Below are 18108 nucleotides of genomic sequence, written 5' to 3' on the forward strand. Positions count from 1 at the left end.
TATAATTTTTACATATTAGTTTTCTAAAATATCCCAAGAAGAAGCTCGAAGTATTTTTAACCTGAATAAATTAGAATTCGGGTTTTAAATCTTGCTTAGATTGCTGGGAATCCGATCTAATAGTCTATACTATTATGAGATATCTTATCGCTAAGAAAAAAGATTTGGGAGACGGTTTTTTTGTAAGAAGGGTACTTCCACAAATCGAAGCCAGATCTGTTGGGCCTTTTGTTTTTTTGGACCATATGGGTCCTCTTCCCATCAAGACTGGGGCTGAAATTGTAGTCCGTCCTCATCCTCATATAGGTCTTGCAACTGTCACTTACCTGTATGACGGAGTGATCACCCATCGAGATAGTATCGGAAAGGTAGAAGATATCCGTCCTTTCGAAGTGAACTGGATGACTGCAGGTTCCGGAATCGTACATAGTGAAAGATCCAAACTAGATCCTGAATATAATATTTTAGAAGGAATCCAAACCTGGGTGGCACTTCCCAAAGAATTCGAAGAGACTTCTCCCGAGTTCTTCCATCATGAAAGAGAAGAATTGCCAACAGTCAGCGGCGGAGGTTGGGAACTCAGACTGATCGCTGGTTCCTTCATGGGAGAAGTTTCTCCGGTCAAAGTATATTCTCCTTTATTCTATGCGGACCTGGAGGTAGAGGCTGGAGCAGAAGTAGAACTACAAGTCTCACCGGAACAAGAAGCGGGTATCTATGTCGCTAGAGGTAAAGCTGACGCAGAAGGAAAGATCATTACTATAGGGGACATGGCAATCTATCCGAAAGGTGGGGCAGTAAAATTCAGAGCAGAAGAAACTTCCAGGATCGTACTCTTAGGCGGGACCCCACTTTCTACTCCAAGGCATATGTATTGGAACTTTGTATCCAGTTCTTTAGAAAGAATCGAACAAGCAAAAGTAGACTGGAAAGAAGATCGATTTGCTCATGTGCCCGGCGAGACGGAAAGGATTCCATTGCCTGAGCATTAGATCGTCAGGATCGTTTAAAACTGGCTATTAATAGCGATCTAATAGGTTCTTTTTCATCTCTTTGAAAAGAATTTCCTAAAATTCCACCTTGTCACCCTGGCCACTGCGTAAATTTTGGTCATAGCATGGAAATCCGCAATATCGCCATTATCGCACACGTTGACCACGGTAAAACAACCCTTCTAGACGGCATTTTACGCCAAACCGGCGCAGTTACTGCCAAGGAAGATGGGGAAAGAATCATGGATAGTAATGATCTCGAAAAAGAAAAAGGGATCACTATTAAAGCCAAAAATACTGCAGTTATTTATAAAGGAACTCGCATCAACGTAGTGGATACTCCAGGTCACGCGGATTTCGGAGGAGAGGTGGAGAGGGTTCTTTCCACAGCGGATTCCTGCCTTCTTCTTGTAGACGCGTTCGACGGACCCATGCCTCAAACTAGATTCGTATTAGGTAAGTCCTTACAATTAGGACATAGACCTATCCTAGTCATCAATAAGATTGATAGAGATGGAGCTCGTCCTGATGCAGTCGTAGACATGGTTTTCGATTTGTTCAGCGATTTAGGTGCAACCAATGAACAATTGGATTTTCCGATTGTATACGCATCTGCAAAACAAGGTTGGGCAGTCAGTAAATTGGAAGATGCTCCAAGCACTAATTTAGATGCACTATTAGATACAGTGCTTTCACATGTTCCTCCAGTAAAAGCGAATATAGACGCTGCGTTACAATTCCAAGTTACTTCCCTGGATTATAACGATTACGTGGGCCGTATTGCGATCGGTAAGATCTATAACGGAAGACTACAAAGAGGGATGAACGTAGTCCAACTTTCTCCCAAAACAAACGGAAGAGACGAGACCCAAATTTTAAAAGTCACTAAATTATATAACTTTGAAGGTCTGAAACGTAACGAGATAGAAGAGGCGGAAGCCGGAGACATCGTTGCGATTGCGGGACTACCGGATGTATTCATCGGAGACACTGTTTGTGAACCTGGAAAGCCTGCAGCAATGCCCGCTATCGAGGTAGAAGAACCTACTGTATCCATGTATTTTATGGTAAACAATTCTCCTTTTGCGAGCAAGGAGGGGAAATTCGTAACTACCAGAAATATCCGTGAACGTTTGGACAGAGAATTAGAAACAAACGTAGCAATGCGTTTGGAAGAAACCGAAGACAAAGACCGCTTCAAGGTTTTAGGCCGAGGAGAATTACATCTTTCGGTACTCATTGAAACCATGAGAAGAGAAGGTTTTGAACTACAAGTTTCCCGTCCTGAAGTAATCATCAAAAAGGGAGAAAACGGAGAAAAACTGGAGCCTTACGAGTATCTCGTAATGGATCTACCTGACCAATTCACAGGAAGTATTATCTCCGAGTTGAACCGTAGAAAGGGAGAGCTCCAATTGATGGACGCTCATCCGTCCGGAATGACAAGAGTAGAATTCGTAATTCCTACCAGAGGTATCATCGGTTTCAGAGGGTATTTTGTAACGGAAACCAAAGGAGAAGGAGTGGCATCCAGCCGTTTCCTTAGATTCGATCTTTATAAGGGAGAAATCCCAGGTAGAAAGAACGGAGCATTGATCTCTATGGACTCCGGAGAAACTACAGGTTACGCTCTTTGGAAAATCCAGGAAAGAGGGGAACTTCTTATCGATCCTCAAACCCCAGTGTATCCAGGAATGATTATTGGGATCCACTCCAGAGATAATGATCTGGAAGTGAACCCGGTAAAAGAGAAAAAACTGACGAACGTAAGATCCTCCGGAGCAGATGAAGCGATCCGTTTAATTCCACCTCGCAAATTCAGCTTAGAGCAGAATATCGAATTCTTGGACGACGATGAACTTTTGGAAGTAACTCCTCAAAGTCTACGTCTTCGTAAAAAACACTTAGATGCAAACATGAGAAAACGTGCTGCCAAATAATCAGTTTCTGAAAAGTTATTTAAAGAAGAAGGCTCGCTTAGGCGGGCCTTTTTTTGTCCTTCCTACTGTATCGATCGTTACAATAAATTAGCTACACCAAATGTAGTAAAACATATTATAATTTCAGAATATTCCCTTTCTTTATTTTTAATTGAACGATCGGTTTAAGATCATTTTTTCTTTTACACTTATAATTCTCTTATTTTCTCAATTGACAATTTAACACTGTTCTATAATTCCCTTTGTGGGCCGGAGACACAGAAGAGGTGGACAAAGGTTCAAATAGCAAACGTTCGAAATTAAAAAACTAAATCGATTGTTTGTTATATATAAAGAACTCCTTCCTAAAGAGGCAAAGCCCAGGGAAGTGAGATCCGTAGAGAGAATAGTTTAAAAGAAGAGGGTTAAGGAGAATGTTAAAAAGAGCAAAGTTAATGGTAGCTGGGGTTCTATTCCTAGCAGCGGGAGCAGTGAGCGCGTCTGGTGGAGGTTCTTCAAGTAAACCTTTAGCAGGAGCTTATCCGATCGTAATGACTCATGGAATTTTCGGTTGGGGTAAATCTACTGGTATTGTTGATTATTGGGGCGGAAACGCAGCTTATCTTCAATCTCAAGGGGCCACTGTTCTCACTCCTACTGTGACCGCTACAAACTCTTCTGCAGCAAGAGCTGCTCAGTTGAAAACAGCGATCCAAACTGCAATGGCAGCTAATAATTATACCGGAAAAGTCCATATCCTCGGACATTCCCAAGGTGGATTGGACGCTCGTTATCTTGTATCAAATCTTAGTTTTGCAAGTAAAGTCGCAACTCTTACCACAATCAACACTCCTCACAAAGGAAGTCCGGTTGCAAGCGTGATAGAAGCTGTGATCCCTAGTTGGGCTCTCCCTTACGTAGGAACTGTGGTAAATACTTTGGTAGGCGTTGTTTACGGCCAATCTAGCCAAAACGCTGTTGCCGCATTAAAACTTCTAACTGTGAGCGGAGCTACTTCTTTTAACGCAAGTGTTCCGAATGCTTCCGGAGTTAAGTATTTCTCTTACGGATCATACATGATCGGGAATGATCTTATCCAACACCCTGCAATGGGACTTCTTGCACCTATTTGTTCCATCGGAGCACCTTTCTACGGAATGAGTGTATGGAATGACGGTGTGGTTCCTGATGATTCTCAAAGATGGGGAACCTGGAAAGGTGGTCCTTCTTACGGAATTCTTACTACAGGTGTAGACCACTTAGAAGCAACCAACGCATTATACCTTGGACAGGCTTGGTATGATACTAACGGTTATTTCTTAAAAATGGCTTCTAACGCAAAAAGTAATCAATAAGAAGCCAGTTTCGATCTCGTAAAATAGGATGCGCCTCCGTTCGGAGGCGTTTTTTTTTATCCTCAAATAGTAAGTATACTTATTAAATTACTTGCATGATATGTGCGCTTAGTATATAGATGTCCATATAGTAAGCACACTTACTATATGGAGGAATACAATGTGGAAGTACGAGTATAATACAACAGTAAAAGGAATAGATGCAGAATCCCTTTGGAAAGCGAGGGCCGATGTTGCGAACTGGCCTACATGGGATTCGGACATTGAATGGACTAAGATAGAAGGAGAAGTTTCAGTAGGTAAGGAATTTGTCCTAAAACCTAAGGGAGGATTTGTCTGTAAGGTTCTGATCACTGAATCTGAAAAACCCTTTGTATTTGGAGACGTGACCTATCTGACTGGGGCAAAAATGAAATTTTTACATTCTTTTAAACCGAGCCAAGAAGGAACGGAGATAAAAGTGGAGCTTAGTATTTCGGGTCCTCTAGGCTTTCTTTGGAAAAAAATCATTGGCGAAGAACAGGCTAAGGGGATGGAAAAAGAAATCAGCAGGTTTGCCGAATTAGTCAGGGAAGAAGTAAGATGAGTAGATACTGGATAGTAGTCGCTTCCAAGGAACATTCTATCATCGGAATGTCCGAAGGAATTGTCCAAGCCTGTCACGGTAAAAAAGCTCCTTTGGCTAAAATGAAAAAAGGGGATTGGGTCTTAGTGTATTCTTCTAAAGAAAACTTTGGGGCCAAAACTCCTTATCGAAAATTCACTTCGATCGGGCGCATTGAAGATGATTCGGTCTATTCTTTCCAAATGAGCCCGGATTTTTGTCCGTTTCGCAGAAACGTTACATACTATCAGGCAGAAGAAACTGATATTTTACCCTTGGTGCCATCTTTGGATTTTATCCGAAATAAAAAGTCCTGGGGTTTTCCGTTTCGTTTCGGATTTTTGGAAATCGGGCCGAAAGATTTCGAACTGATTTCGGAAAGGATGGGTATAAGTGTCGAAGGAAAAAATATTCAGATACGATAAGTCCGACGATAGTCCTGGATTTTTGTTATGGCAAGTCACGAATCTTTGGCAAAGGGAGATCCGGAAGGTTTTGGAACCTTTGGATCTTACCCATGCTCAGTTCGTTCTTCTGGCGGTGACTCATTGGTTGGAACTCCATGAAGAAGAGACTACACAAATCAAAATTGCAGATAGGGCAAAAACGGATCCGATGACCACTTCTACCGTGCTTAGAACTTTAGAATCCAAAAAGTTAGTCAAACGTATCTCTCATGAGACTGATACCCGGGCAAAATTAGTAAAGAGTACTCAAGAAGGCCAAAAGATATTAAAGCAAGCAGTCAAAGTGGTGGAAGATTTTGATGAGAACTTCTTCTCCATTTTGGGAGGGAAAAGAAAGGATATGGTCTCCGGTTTGCAGATACTTTCCCGAAAATGATCCGGAAAAGTATCTTAAGAGCCTATCCGAAAAGGGCTCTTGAAGAAGGTTTGTTAGACTTATTCTTTTGTCTTAAGTTTTTCAAGCTCCCGGATCAGCTCCTCTTTGGAAACGTTTGGGTCCTGTTTTAGTCTTCGGATCAGTTCGTCCGTACTCTCTTTTTGAGAGATTGTTTTGCTATCTACAACCCCATCTAAAATTAGAGAGGAGAAGTTTTGGATCTCTGGAGGCGCAATTCCGGGTTTGGTCTTGTTTAATTCTACAACCGCAACGTGTTCGAAAACTTCCTGAACCTGACCTGGAAATTCAGCGATCTTGATAGGAGTTCCTACAGATAAAGGATCTGTGGTTGAAAATAATGCGAAGAAGTTTTGCCTCCCTTCGGTTTGGGGAAATGCTTCGGCATCCAAAGGAAATAATATTACTCCAGCTACCTCGTTATCTATGGTCTTTTTGAATTTTCCTAGATTGATGGAGACTCTTCCCAAGAGAGGATTACCTATTCTTCTGTAAACATCTCCGTTTGAAAATACGATGGCGTTTTTATCCTGAGAAAGTTCAGCGGATCTTCCGGTTCCTTCTCCTAATAATTTCGCGAATTCTCTTACCTTTACAAATGGACCGAAAGAACGAACCTCCCAGCTTTTAGGATCGTCGGAATTTTTGCCGTGGTATTTGCGATGGAATTCTCTGCCGATGGTTTCGAAAAATAAAAGTTCTCTATCACTGGTTTGTACTTTTCCGGATTTAACTTTTAATTCTTCCCTGTTTTCACTAATGCTAAATTGGAGTCTGGTTAAGATTTCGTTGGAGAATTCCATTTCTCCTTTTGCGGTACGTCGGATCCAAAGAGTTTGTATTTTGATTTTTCCGTTTTTGAACCATTCTTTCGATTTTTCGTTCACATAAAATCCTGCCAGTTCCGGCATTGCCTGTGTGGGCTTACCTCTTAAACTATCTCCGCAGTTCCCGATAATAGCGAACATGGTTAAAAGAAATACATTTATTTTGAAACGGTTTCGAAACATTTGAATTACGTTAGTTTTCTATCGAAAAGGGTAAAGAAAAAAAAGAAATCCATATTATCTTGACAAAGTCGTCGTTTTAATAGATCACTGAGCGAGAAAAACAATGGACTCTGAGCCGACAGCTTTTCGCCTTCAATATTTATTTTCCGTAATTTTCTGTATCTTCTTAGTTTCTTGCTCGTCCGCAGATATGCCAACAGCCCAAAAAGGGATCTTGGATTTAACCCGTTGGGATTACAGGTCCAACCCTACCATCAATCTGCAGGGAGATTGGTCTTTTTTTCCGAATACATTCGATCCGGATCTTAATTCCGAAAAGTCTACTGAATTCCGTAAGATCCCGGGAGTTTGGCCTGGTACAGGTTATGCACTTCTCAAGTTAAAAATACTTCTCCCGGAAAAGCATGGGCGTTTAGCAATCTATTCCAAACATCAAGCGACCGCTTTCGAAATTTTGGTAAACGGTGTGTCTGCCGGTAGTTCAGGAAAACCGGGAACTTCTTTCGAAACCAGTAATCCGGATAATCGGCCTGTTTATTATGAATGGGACGAGTCCACTAAGGAAGTGGATATTAGTTTCAAAATTTCTAATTTTCATCATAGGTTGACTGGACTTTGGTTTGATATCCGTTTTGGAGATGCTACGTCTCTTTATAAAGAAACTTTAATACTTAGAGATTGGGATCTTTTTTTATCCGGTCTTTTTTTCATGTCCACTATCTACCATCTTGGTATTTTCTTTCTTAGGAGACAGGACCGTACTCCTCTTGTATTTGCTTTATTCTGCTTTTGTTTATTCCTTCGTTTGTTTGTGACTGAGGAAAAATTGATCCAATTCTATTTTCCTTGGGTGGGATACACTCTTTCCATGAATTTGGAATATCTTACCATGTATGCCGCCTTACCTTTAGGACTTCATTTTCTAAGGCATTCCTTTCCGGCTTATTTCCCCCAAAGATGGATGTTATTATTTTATCTGATCGCCTTTACATTTTCCTTAAGTACACTTTTTCCTTTTCCAATGGCTTCCAGACCTGTTCCTTATTATCAGATGGTCTTTTTGGGAGGCGTAGCATTTGCGATTATAGTACTTTTTAGAGCGATCATCCATGGAGAGCAATATTCTATTCCGATCGGATTTGCTATCTGTGCATTGATATTGGCCGGGATTTTCGATATGCTCGCCGCGAGACAGATCATATTCGCAAGATTTATTATTCCTATTGGATTGTTTGTCGCCATTCTTACCCAGACATTCATTCTTTCTTCCAGATATAGAGATCTGTATAGAGAAAAGGAAAAATTATCGGATCGCCTGCAACGTTTGAACGAGACTTACAGTAGATTTGTGCCTATCAGCTTTTTAGAATTTTTGGGAAAAGGGAAGCTGGAGGATATGAGACCGGGGGATCAGATCAAAAAGGAAATGACCATCCTATTTGCGGATATCAGGTCCTTTACCGAGATTTCGGAAAGTCTGGATTCTAAGGAAAGTTTTGAATTATTAAATTCTTATATTTCAGAGATGGAACCCCTCATTCAATCCAATCATGGTTTCGTAGATAAATATTTCGGGGACGCGATTATGGCCCTTTTCCCTGAAAGTTCTGATGATGCTGTAAATGCTGCCATCTCCATGCAAAATCGTATTTTAGATTATAACCAAAGAAGAATGGACCAAGGAAATCGTGCGATCGGAGTTGGGATCGGGATCCATACAGGTTCTTTGATGATGGGTTTGGTGGGTTCGGGAGATCGTATGGAAAGTACAGTGATCTCCGATGCGGTTCATCTGGCTTCTAAATTGGAAACTTTGAATAAATATTACGGTTCTAATATATTGATCAGTGAAGATACTTATTCTAAATTAAAATCTTCGGACAAGTTCTTACTTCGTAAATTGGATAAACTCAAATTTAGAGGGAAGGAAGATCATAGAGCAATCTATGAACTGGGAGATCATTTGAGCAAAACCGAAAAAGAAGCATTCCTGCTGTCGAAAAGTAATTTTGAAAGGGGAGTGGAACTTTTCCATTTCGGAAAATATTTGGACTCAGGAGAATCTTTCAGAGAAGCTCTTAGGATCTATTCCGGAGACAGGGCTGCGAACTTATATTTAAAACGTTGTATGGAACAAATTTATTCTTCCACTGTAAAAGTGCAGCCCGGTCCGGACCTAGCTTAATATTAGATTATTCTCCATTTAAGAATAGAGTTTCTTCGATATCTTCCCCAGAATCTTCGGAAGCCGAATCTAAGGACTTGCGAACCTTGGCACCTAGTTTGCGAATATTCTCCGCTCTTCCTAGTAGATTTCCTCGTCCTGACTTTAATTTTCCTAGAACTGCATCATAATTTTCTCTAGATTTGTCTATGGATCTTCCAAGGGTTTCAAGAGCATTAACTATCTCTACGATCTTGTCGTACATCTTCCCGGATTCTTCTGCAATCTGTTCCGAGTTTTTGTTTTGTTTTTCCTTTCTCCAAAGATTGGCCACCATCTTTAAGGAAACCATTAGAGTAGAAGGAGTGACTATCAGTATATTCTTTGCATAAGCATCTTCTAAAAATTTAGGATCTGTTCGAACAGCCTCGTAATAAGAAGGTTCCACAGGAAGGAACATCAGCACAAAATCCAGAGATTCTATTCCATACAGAGACTGATAATTTTTCTTATATAATCCCGAGACATGTTCGTACAAACTTTTGAGATGTCTTTGGAGTGCAGCCTTTTTTATATCTTCCGTTTCTGCAGAAGCGTATTCCACATAAGCTGTTAAGGAAACCTTAGAGTCTATAACGATCGATTTTCCGGAAGGAAGTTTGACAACTATGTCCGGCCTTAATCTTCCGTCTTCAGTTTGTACGGATTCTTGCGCTGTGTATTCTCTTCCTTTGACTAGGCCGCTATTTTGAAGGATATTTTCGAGTATTCCTTCTCCCCAATCTCCTTGTGTCTTAGAATTTCCTTTCAGAGCGGAGGCCAGATTTTTGGCGTCTTCTGAAAGTGTTTTATTCATTTCTAATAGATTATTGATTTGAGCCTTTAAGTTTGCTGTATCATCCTTATGCTCTTTATGAGAAAGTTCTACTTTGACTCCGAACTTTTCTATTTCTTCCTTAAAAGGACGAAGTAGGTCAGTCATCTTTTCATGGGTTTGCTGGTTGAACTTTTGGGAATTGTCCAGTAGAGCTTGGTTAGCTGCATGTTTGAACTTTTCGTCCAACTTGGACATGAGTTCTTCGAATTCTCTCTTTTGGTTCTCTAATCTTTCTTTCAAAAGATCAGATTCCTTTTTCATGGCTTGGTAATAGCCGATCGCTTTTTCCGTTTTTTCGGAATTCTCTTTGAACTCTTTTTCTAACTGAAGGATCCTTTCTTTGGATCTTTGTTCAGAGGTGAGAAGTCCCGCTCTTTCTAATTTTAACTTTTCGTGTTCATTCGGATTGATCCCAGACTCTTTGGAATAGAGTGCTTTTGCCAAGAAGAATGCCAAGCCAAAGCCGATGAGAAGACCGGTGAGTAATACGATTGCAAATTCCATTTTGACTCCTTTTTGGAATTCGGTACAATTCAGGATACCTTATTTCCAGGATAGAATTTCCATTTTATGGGGACCCCGGACAAATCCGGAGCCCTTTGTGAAAATTTAAGAAATTAACGGTTTGCTTTTTTGCGAGAAGGGCCGCCGGAGCCTGAGCTTTTTCTTCCACCACCGCCTCCGCCACGATGTTGATTTGAGTTTCGGTTTTTATCCTTATGATCCCGTTTTCCTTTCTGTTTGGATTTTCCACCAAAACGTCTGTCGTTACGGTCATTGCGAGAAGAACCTTCTTTTTCTCGGAAACCTCTTTGGTCTTGGTCGAAGCGGGCTCCTGAGTCAAATTTTTCTGACTTCTCAGCAAGAGCTAATTTGAATAGAGCTGCTGCTAAACGTTCCGCAGGAATTCCTTCTGAAGTGAGTTTTTTGACAAGTTTGGAATATTCGGAAACATCTCCTTCTTCCGCAACTTCTTTAACTATGTGAGAATATTCTAAAAATTTCTTTTCAGTGAGTTCTGTTATATCAGGGATTTTTCCGAGTTCCATTTCGAATTCGTGGTCTTCTCTGATCTTGCGTAAGGTTCTGAAGTCTTTATTGGAAACAAAACTGAGCGCAAGGCCTTTTCTTCCAGCTCTTCCAGTTCTACCGATACGGTGCACATAGTCTTCGGAATCTCTCGGGATATCGTAATTGACTACAGCTTCTACATCACTTACGTCAATTCCTCTTCCAGCTACATCTGTTGCCACTAGAACTGTAACAAGCCCAGAACGAAATCCGGACATCACCTTGTTCCTTTGATTTTGGGAAAGGTCTCCGTGTAACCCTTCTGAGAAAACTCCCTTGGATTTTAAGAATTCCACAGTTTCGTCCACTCTGACTTTAGTATTACAAAATACTAATGAAGCTTTTGGGGTATGAAATTCCAATAGACGAATTAATGCCTCATGTTTGAGGCCTTCTCTCATTTCAAAATAGATCTGGTGGATCTTAGGTCTGTCCGCTTTTCCTCCGGTTACGTCCACGATCTTAGGGGAATTTTGGAACTTTTTAGTGATTCCCATTACCTTTGCGGAAAGAGTTGCCGAGAATAAAATGGTCTGTCTTTCTTCCGGAACCTTTGCGAGGATGATTTCCATATCCTCTAAAAATCCCATATCTAACATTTCGTCTGCTTCGTCCAGGATCACCATTTTGATTCCGCTTAGGATCAAGGTCTTTCTGTCCATATGATCCATGGTTCTTCCTGGAGTCCCAACGATCACTTGTGGTTTTCTTTTTAATGCCTTGAATTGTTTGGTGATATCATCTCCACCATAGATTGCAGCTACTTCGAAATCTTCTTTATATTTTCCTAATTTTCTATATTCTTCTGCAACTTGGACCACCAATTCTCTGGTAGGACAGAGTACTAATACTTGTGGAGACTGTTCTCCTTCTTCCAATATTTCTAAACTTGGAATTGCGAATGCAGCAGTTTTACCTGTTCCAGTGCGGGAATGACCGATTACGTCTCTTCCTGAAAGAATGAGCGGAATAGCTTCGGATTGAATGGGAGAAGGTTCGGTAAATCCTAGATCGGATACTGCGTTTAAGACGTCCTCGGATAGTCCGAGTTCATGGAATGTTTTTTTGGGTTTCAAAGATTGGCTCCTGGGATATTCGCATAAATTTTTACGGTATCCCTACGATTATGCCTGTCTGGCTAAGAGCTTGGATCTTTATAGAATGGTCCTATTTAAACATAAAGGAAAGATTTAGGCTCAGGTATCGTTTCTTCCATGAATTCAAACACGACTCTCCGGTATAGCATTAAAGGTCTTTTATTCCTTTCCCGCTTTCATATATTTCAGTCTTAACTTCTCTGGGAACTTTTCGATCGCATATCTAAGCATGGTCCTGGGCATCTTATGCGCATGTTTATCCAGAAAGTCGGTCTCAGTTTTGAGGTCTCTATTTCCAACTTCTCTTAGCATCCAGCCGACTGCTTTATGAATGAGATCCTCTTTATCAGTTAATAGGTTTTCAGAGATCTTTAAGGTATCTTTAAAATCTCTTTTGCGGATAAAAGCATAAGTGGAGATGATCGCGACCCTTCTTTCCCATAAATTATTCGACTTAACAAGTTTATATAGAATGTCTCTTTTCTTATCTAAAAGATAATCTCCGATCATTTCTCTGGAACTTAAATCTACGATGTCCCAATTGTTTACGTATTTTAAGTTTTTTAGATAGAATAGATGCAGCTGTTCTCTTTCCTCTTCAGGAGTTTTTTGGAACTTCTCGCATAGTATAAAAAATCCGAGGAGCCTTTCTTCATGATAGTTTGATTTTACTATCTTTTGTAGTTCTGGTAACGGAAGTCCCTTGAATGATTTGGAAATTTTTCGTAAAGATGGGACTTTAACTCCTAAGAATAGATCACCTTCTCCATATTCCCCCTTCCCCGTTTTGAAAAATCGGGAAAGTATCTCTACAGATTTCGGGTCGGCGATACTTCGGACCTCGCGGATCACATCTTCTGCTTTGGAATTTTCTCCCCCTAATAATTTCTTTTTTGTGGGCGTTTTAGATTTGGGCATGGGACAAAATTTTCTTTTAATAGAAGGGTAGGGCAAGCATTATAGAAGGATAAATGTCATGTTCCAAAATCAGGTTTTTGGGCTTGCCAGTTAGAAGGTCCAACAAATCCTAATTTATAGGAAACATCCGCTCTCGTATGAAACATAAGCCTCTTCATAATATTTACAGTAAGGATATTCTCAGAAAGAAGTTAGAAGCAGAAGAATTCCAACGTACTACTATTTCCTTTTATAAGTATGTGATTTTAAATGATCCGAACCTTCTCCGCAACGAACTATATAGAGAATGGGAATCTTTGGGAGTGCTCGGAAGAATCTATATCGCAAGAGAAGGGATTAACGCCCAATTATCGGTGCCCGAATTTAATTTTCAAAAATTTAGAGACTGTATAGACGCAAGAAAAGAATTCAAAAATGTCCCTTTCAAGGTGGCTGTGGAACAAAAGTCTTATTCATTCTTAAAATTGGATATACGAGTTCGCAATAAGATCGTAGCAGACGGTCTGGCAGATGATACTTTCGACGTAACTAATGTGGGGACACATTTAACTGCGGAAGAATTTAATAAGAAGTTAGAATCTTCCGAGACTATCGTAGTGGATGTTCGTAATCATTACGAATCCGAAATAGGGCATTTCGAGGGGGCGTTACTTCCGCAAGCAGATACGTTTAGAGAAGAATTACCTATGATCATAGATCTTCTCCAAGATAAAAAGAATAAGGAAATTGTAATGTATTGCACTGGAGGTATCCGATGTGAAAAGGCTTCCGCTTATCTAAAACATCATGGATTCCAAAATGTGTATCAGTTGCACGGAGGAATTATCTCTTACGCTTCCGAAATTAAGGAGAAGGGACTGGACTCCAAGTTTAAGGGAAAAAATTTCGTGTTCGACGCAAGACTCCAGGAAACCGTGGGAGAGGAAATTTTAAGTGAATGCCATCAATGCGATCAGAAATCCGCTAGGCATATCAATTGTGAAAATCCTGCTTGTCATATTCTTTTCATCCAATGTGAATCTTGCGCAGAAAAATTTGATAATTGTTGCTCGGTAGAATGCCAAAAGATTGCCGCTTTGCCTGTGGAAGAACAGAAAAAATTAAGAAAAGGTAAAGCAGCTTCCAACCAACATTTTTCTAAGTCCAAGATCAGGCCTAAGGTTTTCGAACTTTACAAAGGAAAATAATCCGGATTTTATTTTCAATTCTCAGTAAAAAATGAATTTTCTTGTAATTATATTTATTACAAGTAGTCTAAAAGAAAAGTAGGAATTATGCAGAAGTTACCGGTATTTTTCGTAGGCCATGGAAGTCCAATGAACGCTCTCGGACCGAACCCGTTAGCCGATACATGGGCGGAATCCACGAAAAATTTTCCGGAACCTAAAGCGATCCTTAGTATTTCGGCCCATTGGTTTACTCGAGGAACCTATGTAACCGCAAACCAATTGCCTCCTACCATTCATGATTTTTATGGATTCCCTCAGGAATTATTCGATGTGCAATATCCCGCGCCTGGAGATCCAAAACTTGCGGAAGAACTTTCCAAATCTAAAAATGCACAAGTGATCCAAGACGATTCCTGGGGATTAGATCATGGTACCTGGAGTGTTCTTAGGAATATGTATCCGAAGGCAAATATTCCTGTAGTTCAATTAAGTTTAGATGCTACCAAGCCGGGAGAATGGCATTACGAATTCGCAAAGTCTTTATCTAAGCTAAGAGAAAACGGCGTGCTGGTCTTAGGAAGTGGAGACATGGTGCATAATTTACGTCTTTATGATTGGAAAAACCAAGACAATGCACATGACTGGGCATTGGATGCAAATGAAACGTTCAAGGACCTGATCCAAAAGAGAGATTGGAAGAGCCTTGCAAATTACCAGAAATTAGGAACCGCAGTGCAGATGGCTATTCCAACTCCGGAACATTATTTTCCTATGCTATATGCTTTGGCGCTGGCCGAGGAAAAGGAAGAGATTCGTTTTTATAATGATATCATCCAGAGTTCGGTTTCTCTGACTAGTATGAAGATCAGTTAGGTAGTTTTTTCTCTTCCCCAGATAGAGGCTAGGAAAAGCCCGCTAATCAAATGCCATACCCCCCACCAAGCAGCGATAAGCGCCATGGATCCTATCCCTTGGAAGAATGTAAAAATTAAGATGAGACCAAGACCTGAGTTTTGGAGTCCTGTTTCTAAGGAGATCGTTTTTCTTTCCTTGTGAGCAAGACCTGCGATCCAAGAAACAAGATATCCTACTACTAATGCGGAACCATTATGGATTAGCACAAGCCAAAACAAAACGGCTCCGAACTCCACAAAGGATCTCCAGTTTCCTACAAACGCGATCAGTATAAAAACACCTAGTAAAACTGTAGATCCAATTCTCATCGGCTTTTTTAAAGAGGAAGCAACCTTAGGCAGGAAACGATTTGTAAGAGCTCCTAAGATCAAAGGTAAAACTAATATTAGAAAAATAGAAAGAAATACATCTACCGGATTTAAGCTGATCTCTTTTAATCTGTCAGCCGCAGGAGTATATAATTTTCCCCAGAAAAAAAAGTTAAATGGGGTGAAGAACCAGGCTAAAACAGTGGTAGTCGCCGTGAGAGAAATGGAAAGAGGAACATTTCCTTTGGCGAGAAGGCTGATAAAATTGGACATATTCCCGCCTGGACAAGCGGCTACTAAGATCATTCCAAGAGCTAGACCTGGATGAGGTTTTAAAATATAAAGTAATCCAACTGTTAGCGCTGGCAATAATACCAATTGGGAAAATAGACCTACAATCGCCGCCTTAGGTTGTTTTCTTAAGTTCGTAAAATCAGCAATGGTCAACTCCAAAGAGACCCCATACATGATGAGTCCCAAACATATATTCAGGACGAAAAGTCCCCCCGGACTGAAATTCAATCTGACTAAATCGTAATCTTGCATGTATTTCCCTAAAGCGGGACGAACACCCGCTGCCGTTTAATATTTTAGGATTTTTTAAATTATATTTTAGTCCGTCCAGGTGACTAAAATTTCCCTTGGGCCGGAGAATGGTAATCTTCCGTGGGAAACCGAATAATTGTCTATCAAAAGTACATCTCCTTTTTGCCAGGAGAATATAGATAGATGTTTCCAGAAGGTCTGGCTGACCTTACCGATCTCTGAAACGCTGATCTCGGAATCGTCTCCGAAGATCACATTCGTATCCTGGTCCTTTGGTTCCACGAGCTTCTTCTTTAAGAATGTGAGAACGTACAGAACTCCTGCAAGGATTAGGCTTCGGAAAGATCCTTGCTGTTTTAGAATTTTTGCATATTCTAATCTGGCTGCATCTTGGTGGAATACCTGGCTATGGTTATGCCAAGCCTTTGTTTTAGCGACAGGATGTTTTCTGACAGCAACCTGCTTGTTTGTGAGTTTTAATCCGTCTTCAGGCAACCATTCTACTTGGAATCTTTGTTGGGCTGCGATCTTTTCTACCTGTTTTTTTTCTTTGGTAGAGAACATCTCGTCCCAACGTTTTGTTTTCCAAAGATTATAACGGGAAGCGTTTGGACCGTCGTACTTACGGATGTATTTAACTCCCTTCGTTTCAAACTTTTTTAATAGATCAGGATCCAGGTCCTCGTATATTTTCCTAAGGTCTGCGATCGGGGTTTCTCCATGTTCTTTGGGAGCTACTGCGCAGAAAAACATCAGTTTACGGGGAGGTTTATCCAAAAAGCTCATCTCCGCATGTTGCATAATAGGATAATGAGGAGGAAGTTCACTTGCAGTATGAACAAACTGAGTAACTTTGTTTCTGGGAGAAGTTCCCAGATAGTCGGTCTTGAGATTTTTATCCAAGCTAAGAGCAACGTCTTCAAATTCTTGAGCGGAAGAAATTTGAAAACCTCTGAATAAGATGGCTCCGTATTCCAATAGATCCGCCTCGACAGATTTTTTATTTTTAGAAACCCATGCCGGTAAAAATCCCTGCTCCAAAGCATTCGTATCTCCCGGACCATAAATTCTGGGAAGTTCCTTTCCAGGGAAAAAAGACCTTTCTACCCGGCCTATACCTTTCGGCTTAGTTTTGTTAGCGGAAACTTTCTTAATTGGGGATTTGCCAGATCGGGAAATTGTATTTGTTTTCATGTAAGCTCTCCCGTTAGAGAATGAAAACTTTTATAAAACTACAGAATGGAATGGCAAGCCTTTTCATTTCCGTCTTGATTCGGTGGCTTCTTCTAAAATACGTATACCATGATTATTGAGCCGGAGAAAGAAGATAAATATAAAGAAGGTCCGGGTTTTTCCAGGCTGGTATACGGATGTTGGCGATTACATATGGACCAAAAGGGGGTGAATACTGATCGTATTTTAGAAAAGATAGAAGTTTGCCTGGAATCCGGAATAGATACATTCGATCATGCGGATCTTTACGGAGAATATGGAAACGAAGAAAAATTTGGTACAGTATTAAAGATCAGGCCGGATCTAAAGGAAAAGATCAAAATTATAACGAAGGCCGGGATACAATATCCAGGTCCAAATCGTCCGGGAATTTCTGTAAAACATTACGATACTTCCGCAAAATATCTGACCAGTTCGGCTGAAAATTCATTAAAAAAATTGAATATAGAAAGGATAAACCTGCTTCTTATTCATAGACCTGATCCTCTTATGGATGCAGATGAAATAGCAAAATCATTTTGTTCCTTGAAAGAAAGTGGTAAAGTTTTACATTTCGGAGTTTCTAATTTTACTCCTTCCCAATTTTCCCTTTTGCAATCCAGATTGGATTTTCCTTTAGTGACGAACCAAGTGGAGTTCCATCCATTTCATACAGATCCTCTTATGAATGGAGTATTCGATCAGGCCCAGGAATTGAGAATTAAGCCGATGATCTGGTCTCCAACTGCGGGTGGTCGTGTTTTCCAACCTAAAACGGAACAAGAAATTGTTTTATATAAAACATTAGAAGGCCTCGCAAAGAAGATGGATACAACTCTGGATGCAGTATTATTCTCTTGGTATCTCTTCCATCCTGCACAATTGGTCCCAGTTTTGGGGACGAATGAACCGAATCGAATTAAATCCGCTACAAAAGCATTTCAAATCCGGTTAGAAAGAGAAGAGTGGTTTCAGATTTTAGAAGCAGGAACGGGTAAAAGAGTCCCATAATATAAAAAAATGACCATATAAGAAATTTCTAATTAGAATATAATACTTATATTTATACTGCTCGTTCGATATCAAAAAA

The 18108-nt window shown here is 40.3% G+C and carries 16 protein-coding genes; 10 read left to right on the forward strand and 6 right to left on the reverse strand.

Translation table 11 applies throughout. The features are described 5' to 3' along the window. Window positions 1-134 precede the first annotated feature (134 nt). The 6 genes from CH365_RS10080 to CH365_RS10105 all read left to right on the forward strand — a co-directional run bounded on the left by CH365_RS10080 (window position 135) and on the right by CH365_RS10105 (window position 5713). Window positions 135-992: a pirin family protein gene (locus CH365_RS10080; protein WP_100768446.1), complete on the forward strand. Its 858-nt coding sequence runs from the start codon at window positions 135-137 to the stop codon at window positions 990-992. Window positions 993-1117: 125 nt separating this feature from the next. After that, the gene (gene typA / locus CH365_RS10085; RefSeq protein ID WP_100768447.1) at window positions 1118-2932 is read left to right on the forward strand and encodes a translational GTPase TypA; all 1815 of its coding nucleotides are present in this window, start codon (window positions 1118-1120) and stop codon (window positions 2930-2932) included. A 413-nt stretch (window positions 2933-3345) separates the two neighbouring features. Then, the gene (locus tag CH365_RS10090; RefSeq protein WP_100768448.1) at window positions 3346-4266 is read left to right on the forward strand and encodes an esterase/lipase family protein; all 921 of its coding nucleotides are present in this window, start codon (window positions 3346-3348) and stop codon (window positions 4264-4266) included. A 160-nt stretch (window positions 4267-4426) separates the two neighbouring features. Next, window positions 4427-4852, forward strand: coding sequence for an SRPBCC family protein (locus CH365_RS10095; RefSeq protein WP_100768449.1), 426 nt, complete (start codon window positions 4427-4429; stop codon window positions 4850-4852). Then, window positions 4849-5295 carry an EVE domain-containing protein gene (locus tag CH365_RS10100; protein WP_100768450.1) on the forward strand — a complete coding sequence of 149 codons (447 nt, stop codon included), beginning with the start codon at window positions 4849-4851 and terminating at the stop codon, window positions 5293-5295. Before CH365_RS10095 ends, CH365_RS10100 begins: the two co-directional genes overlap by 4 nt. Beyond that, on the forward strand, window positions 5264-5713 hold the full coding sequence (locus tag CH365_RS10105; RefSeq protein ID WP_100768451.1) for a MarR family winged helix-turn-helix transcriptional regulator: 450 nt from the start codon (window positions 5264-5266) through the stop codon (window positions 5711-5713). The genes CH365_RS10100 and CH365_RS10105 overlap by 32 nt, the downstream gene beginning before the upstream one ends. 59 nt (window positions 5714-5772) lie before the next feature. Here CH365_RS10105 and CH365_RS10110 read toward each other — a convergent pair whose 3' ends face one another. Then, the gene (locus CH365_RS10110) at window positions 5773-6741 is read right to left on the reverse strand and encodes an LIC12353 family lipoprotein (protein WP_100768452.1); all 969 of its coding nucleotides are present in this window, start codon (window positions 6739-6741) and stop codon (window positions 5773-5775) included. A 190-nt stretch (window positions 6742-6931) separates the two neighbouring features. On the opposite strand from CH365_RS10110, the gene CH365_RS10115 reads away from it, so the two are divergent. Next, entirely contained in the window at window positions 6932-8926 is a 1995-nt protein-coding gene (locus tag CH365_RS10115; RefSeq protein WP_244283105.1) for an adenylate/guanylate cyclase domain-containing protein, read from the forward strand. Window positions 8927-8933: 7 nt separating this feature from the next. Here the strand turns inward: CH365_RS10115 and CH365_RS10120 are convergent, their stop codons facing one another. The 3 genes from CH365_RS10120 to CH365_RS10135 form a co-directional block, all read right to left on the reverse strand. Beyond that, window positions 8934-10286: a DNA recombination protein RmuC gene (locus CH365_RS10120; protein ID WP_100768454.1), complete on the reverse strand. Its 1353-nt coding sequence runs from the start codon at window positions 10284-10286 to the stop codon at window positions 8934-8936. Between the two features lie 113 nt (window positions 10287-10399). Further along, window positions 10400-11929 carry a DEAD/DEAH box helicase gene (locus tag CH365_RS10125; RefSeq protein WP_100768455.1) on the reverse strand — a complete coding sequence of 510 codons (1530 nt, stop codon included), beginning with the start codon at window positions 11927-11929 and terminating at the stop codon, window positions 10400-10402. 180 nt (window positions 11930-12109) lie between these two features. After that, the gene (locus tag CH365_RS10135) at window positions 12110-12868 is read right to left on the reverse strand and encodes a DNA alkylation repair protein (RefSeq protein WP_100768457.1); all 759 of its coding nucleotides are present in this window, start codon (window positions 12866-12868) and stop codon (window positions 12110-12112) included. Between the two features lie 137 nt (window positions 12869-13005). On the opposite strand from CH365_RS10135, the gene trhO reads away from it, so the two are divergent. Then, window positions 13006-14055, forward strand: a complete 1050-nt coding sequence (gene trhO / locus CH365_RS10140) for an oxygen-dependent tRNA uridine(34) hydroxylase TrhO (RefSeq protein WP_100768458.1) — start codon at window positions 13006-13008, stop codon at window positions 14053-14055. 87 nt (window positions 14056-14142) lie between these two features. Continuing rightward, entirely contained in the window at window positions 14143-14910 is a 768-nt protein-coding gene (gene ygiD / locus CH365_RS10145) for a 4,5-DOPA-extradiol-dioxygenase (RefSeq protein WP_100768459.1), read from the forward strand. On the opposite strand, the gene CH365_RS10150 is transcribed toward ygiD, so the two are convergent. Together CH365_RS10150 and CH365_RS10155 are read right to left on the reverse strand one after the other, a co-directional pair. Beyond that, window positions 14907-15806 (reverse strand): bile acid:sodium symporter family protein, encoded by a 900-nt coding sequence (locus CH365_RS10150; RefSeq protein WP_100768460.1) that lies wholly within the window; start codon window positions 15804-15806, stop codon window positions 14907-14909. The genes ygiD and CH365_RS10150 overlap by 4 nt on opposite strands. A gap of 66 nt (window positions 15807-15872) precedes the next feature. Then, entirely contained in the window at window positions 15873-17000 is a 1128-nt protein-coding gene (locus CH365_RS10155) for a TauD/TfdA family dioxygenase (protein ID WP_100768461.1), read from the reverse strand. Between the two features lie 108 nt (window positions 17001-17108). Between CH365_RS10155 and CH365_RS10160 the strand changes: the two genes are divergently transcribed. Next, window positions 17109-18029 (forward strand): aldo/keto reductase, encoded by a 921-nt coding sequence (locus tag CH365_RS10160; RefSeq protein WP_100768462.1) that lies wholly within the window; start codon window positions 17109-17111, stop codon window positions 18027-18029. The last annotated feature ends 79 nt before the right edge of the window (window positions 18030-18108 follow it).

Source organism: Leptospira neocaledonica (genome assembly GCF_002812205.1).
Lineage (GTDB): Bacteria > Spirochaetota > Leptospiria > Leptospirales > Leptospiraceae > Leptospira_B > Leptospira_B neocaledonica.

Excerpts from the sequence above, each read along its gene's own strand:
- CH365_RS10080 (WP_100768446.1), top strand. The coding sequence starts at position 135 with ATGAGATATCTTATCGCTAAGAAAAAAGATTTGGGAGACGGTTTTTTT.
- typA (WP_100768447.1), top strand. The coding sequence starts at position 1,118 with ATGGAAATCCGCAATATCGCCATTATCGCACACGTTGACCACGGTAAA.
- CH365_RS10090 (WP_100768448.1), top strand. The coding sequence starts at position 3,346 with ATGTTAAAAAGAGCAAAGTTAATGGTAGCTGGGGTTCTATTCCTAGCA.
- CH365_RS10095 (WP_100768449.1), top strand. The coding sequence starts at position 4,427 with ATGTGGAAGTACGAGTATAATACAACAGTAAAAGGAATAGATGCAGAA.
- CH365_RS10100 (WP_100768450.1), top strand. The coding sequence starts at position 4,849 with ATGAGTAGATACTGGATAGTAGTCGCTTCCAAGGAACATTCTATCATC.
- CH365_RS10110 (WP_100768452.1), bottom strand. The coding sequence starts at position 6,741 with ATGTTTCGAAACCGTTTCAAAATAAATGTATTTCTTTTAACCATGTTC.
- CH365_RS10115 (WP_244283105.1), top strand. The coding sequence starts at position 6,932 with ATGCCAACAGCCCAAAAAGGGATCTTGGATTTAACCCGTTGGGATTAC.
- CH365_RS10120 (WP_100768454.1), bottom strand. The coding sequence starts at position 10,286 with ATGGAATTTGCAATCGTATTACTCACCGGTCTTCTCATCGGCTTTGGC.
- CH365_RS10135 (WP_100768457.1), bottom strand. The coding sequence starts at position 12,868 with ATGCCCAAATCTAAAACGCCCACAAAAAAGAAATTATTAGGGGGAGAA.
- trhO (WP_100768458.1), top strand. The coding sequence starts at position 13,006 with ATGAAACATAAGCCTCTTCATAATATTTACAGTAAGGATATTCTCAGA.
- ygiD (WP_100768459.1), top strand. The coding sequence starts at position 14,143 with ATGCAGAAGTTACCGGTATTTTTCGTAGGCCATGGAAGTCCAATGAAC.
- CH365_RS10150 (WP_100768460.1), bottom strand. The coding sequence starts at position 15,806 with ATGCAAGATTACGATTTAGTCAGATTGAATTTCAGTCCGGGGGGACTT.
- CH365_RS10155 (WP_100768461.1), bottom strand. The coding sequence starts at position 17,000 with ATGAAAACAAATACAATTTCCCGATCTGGCAAATCCCCAATTAAGAAA.
- CH365_RS10160 (WP_100768462.1), top strand. The coding sequence starts at position 17,109 with ATGATTATTGAGCCGGAGAAAGAAGATAAATATAAAGAAGGTCCGGGT.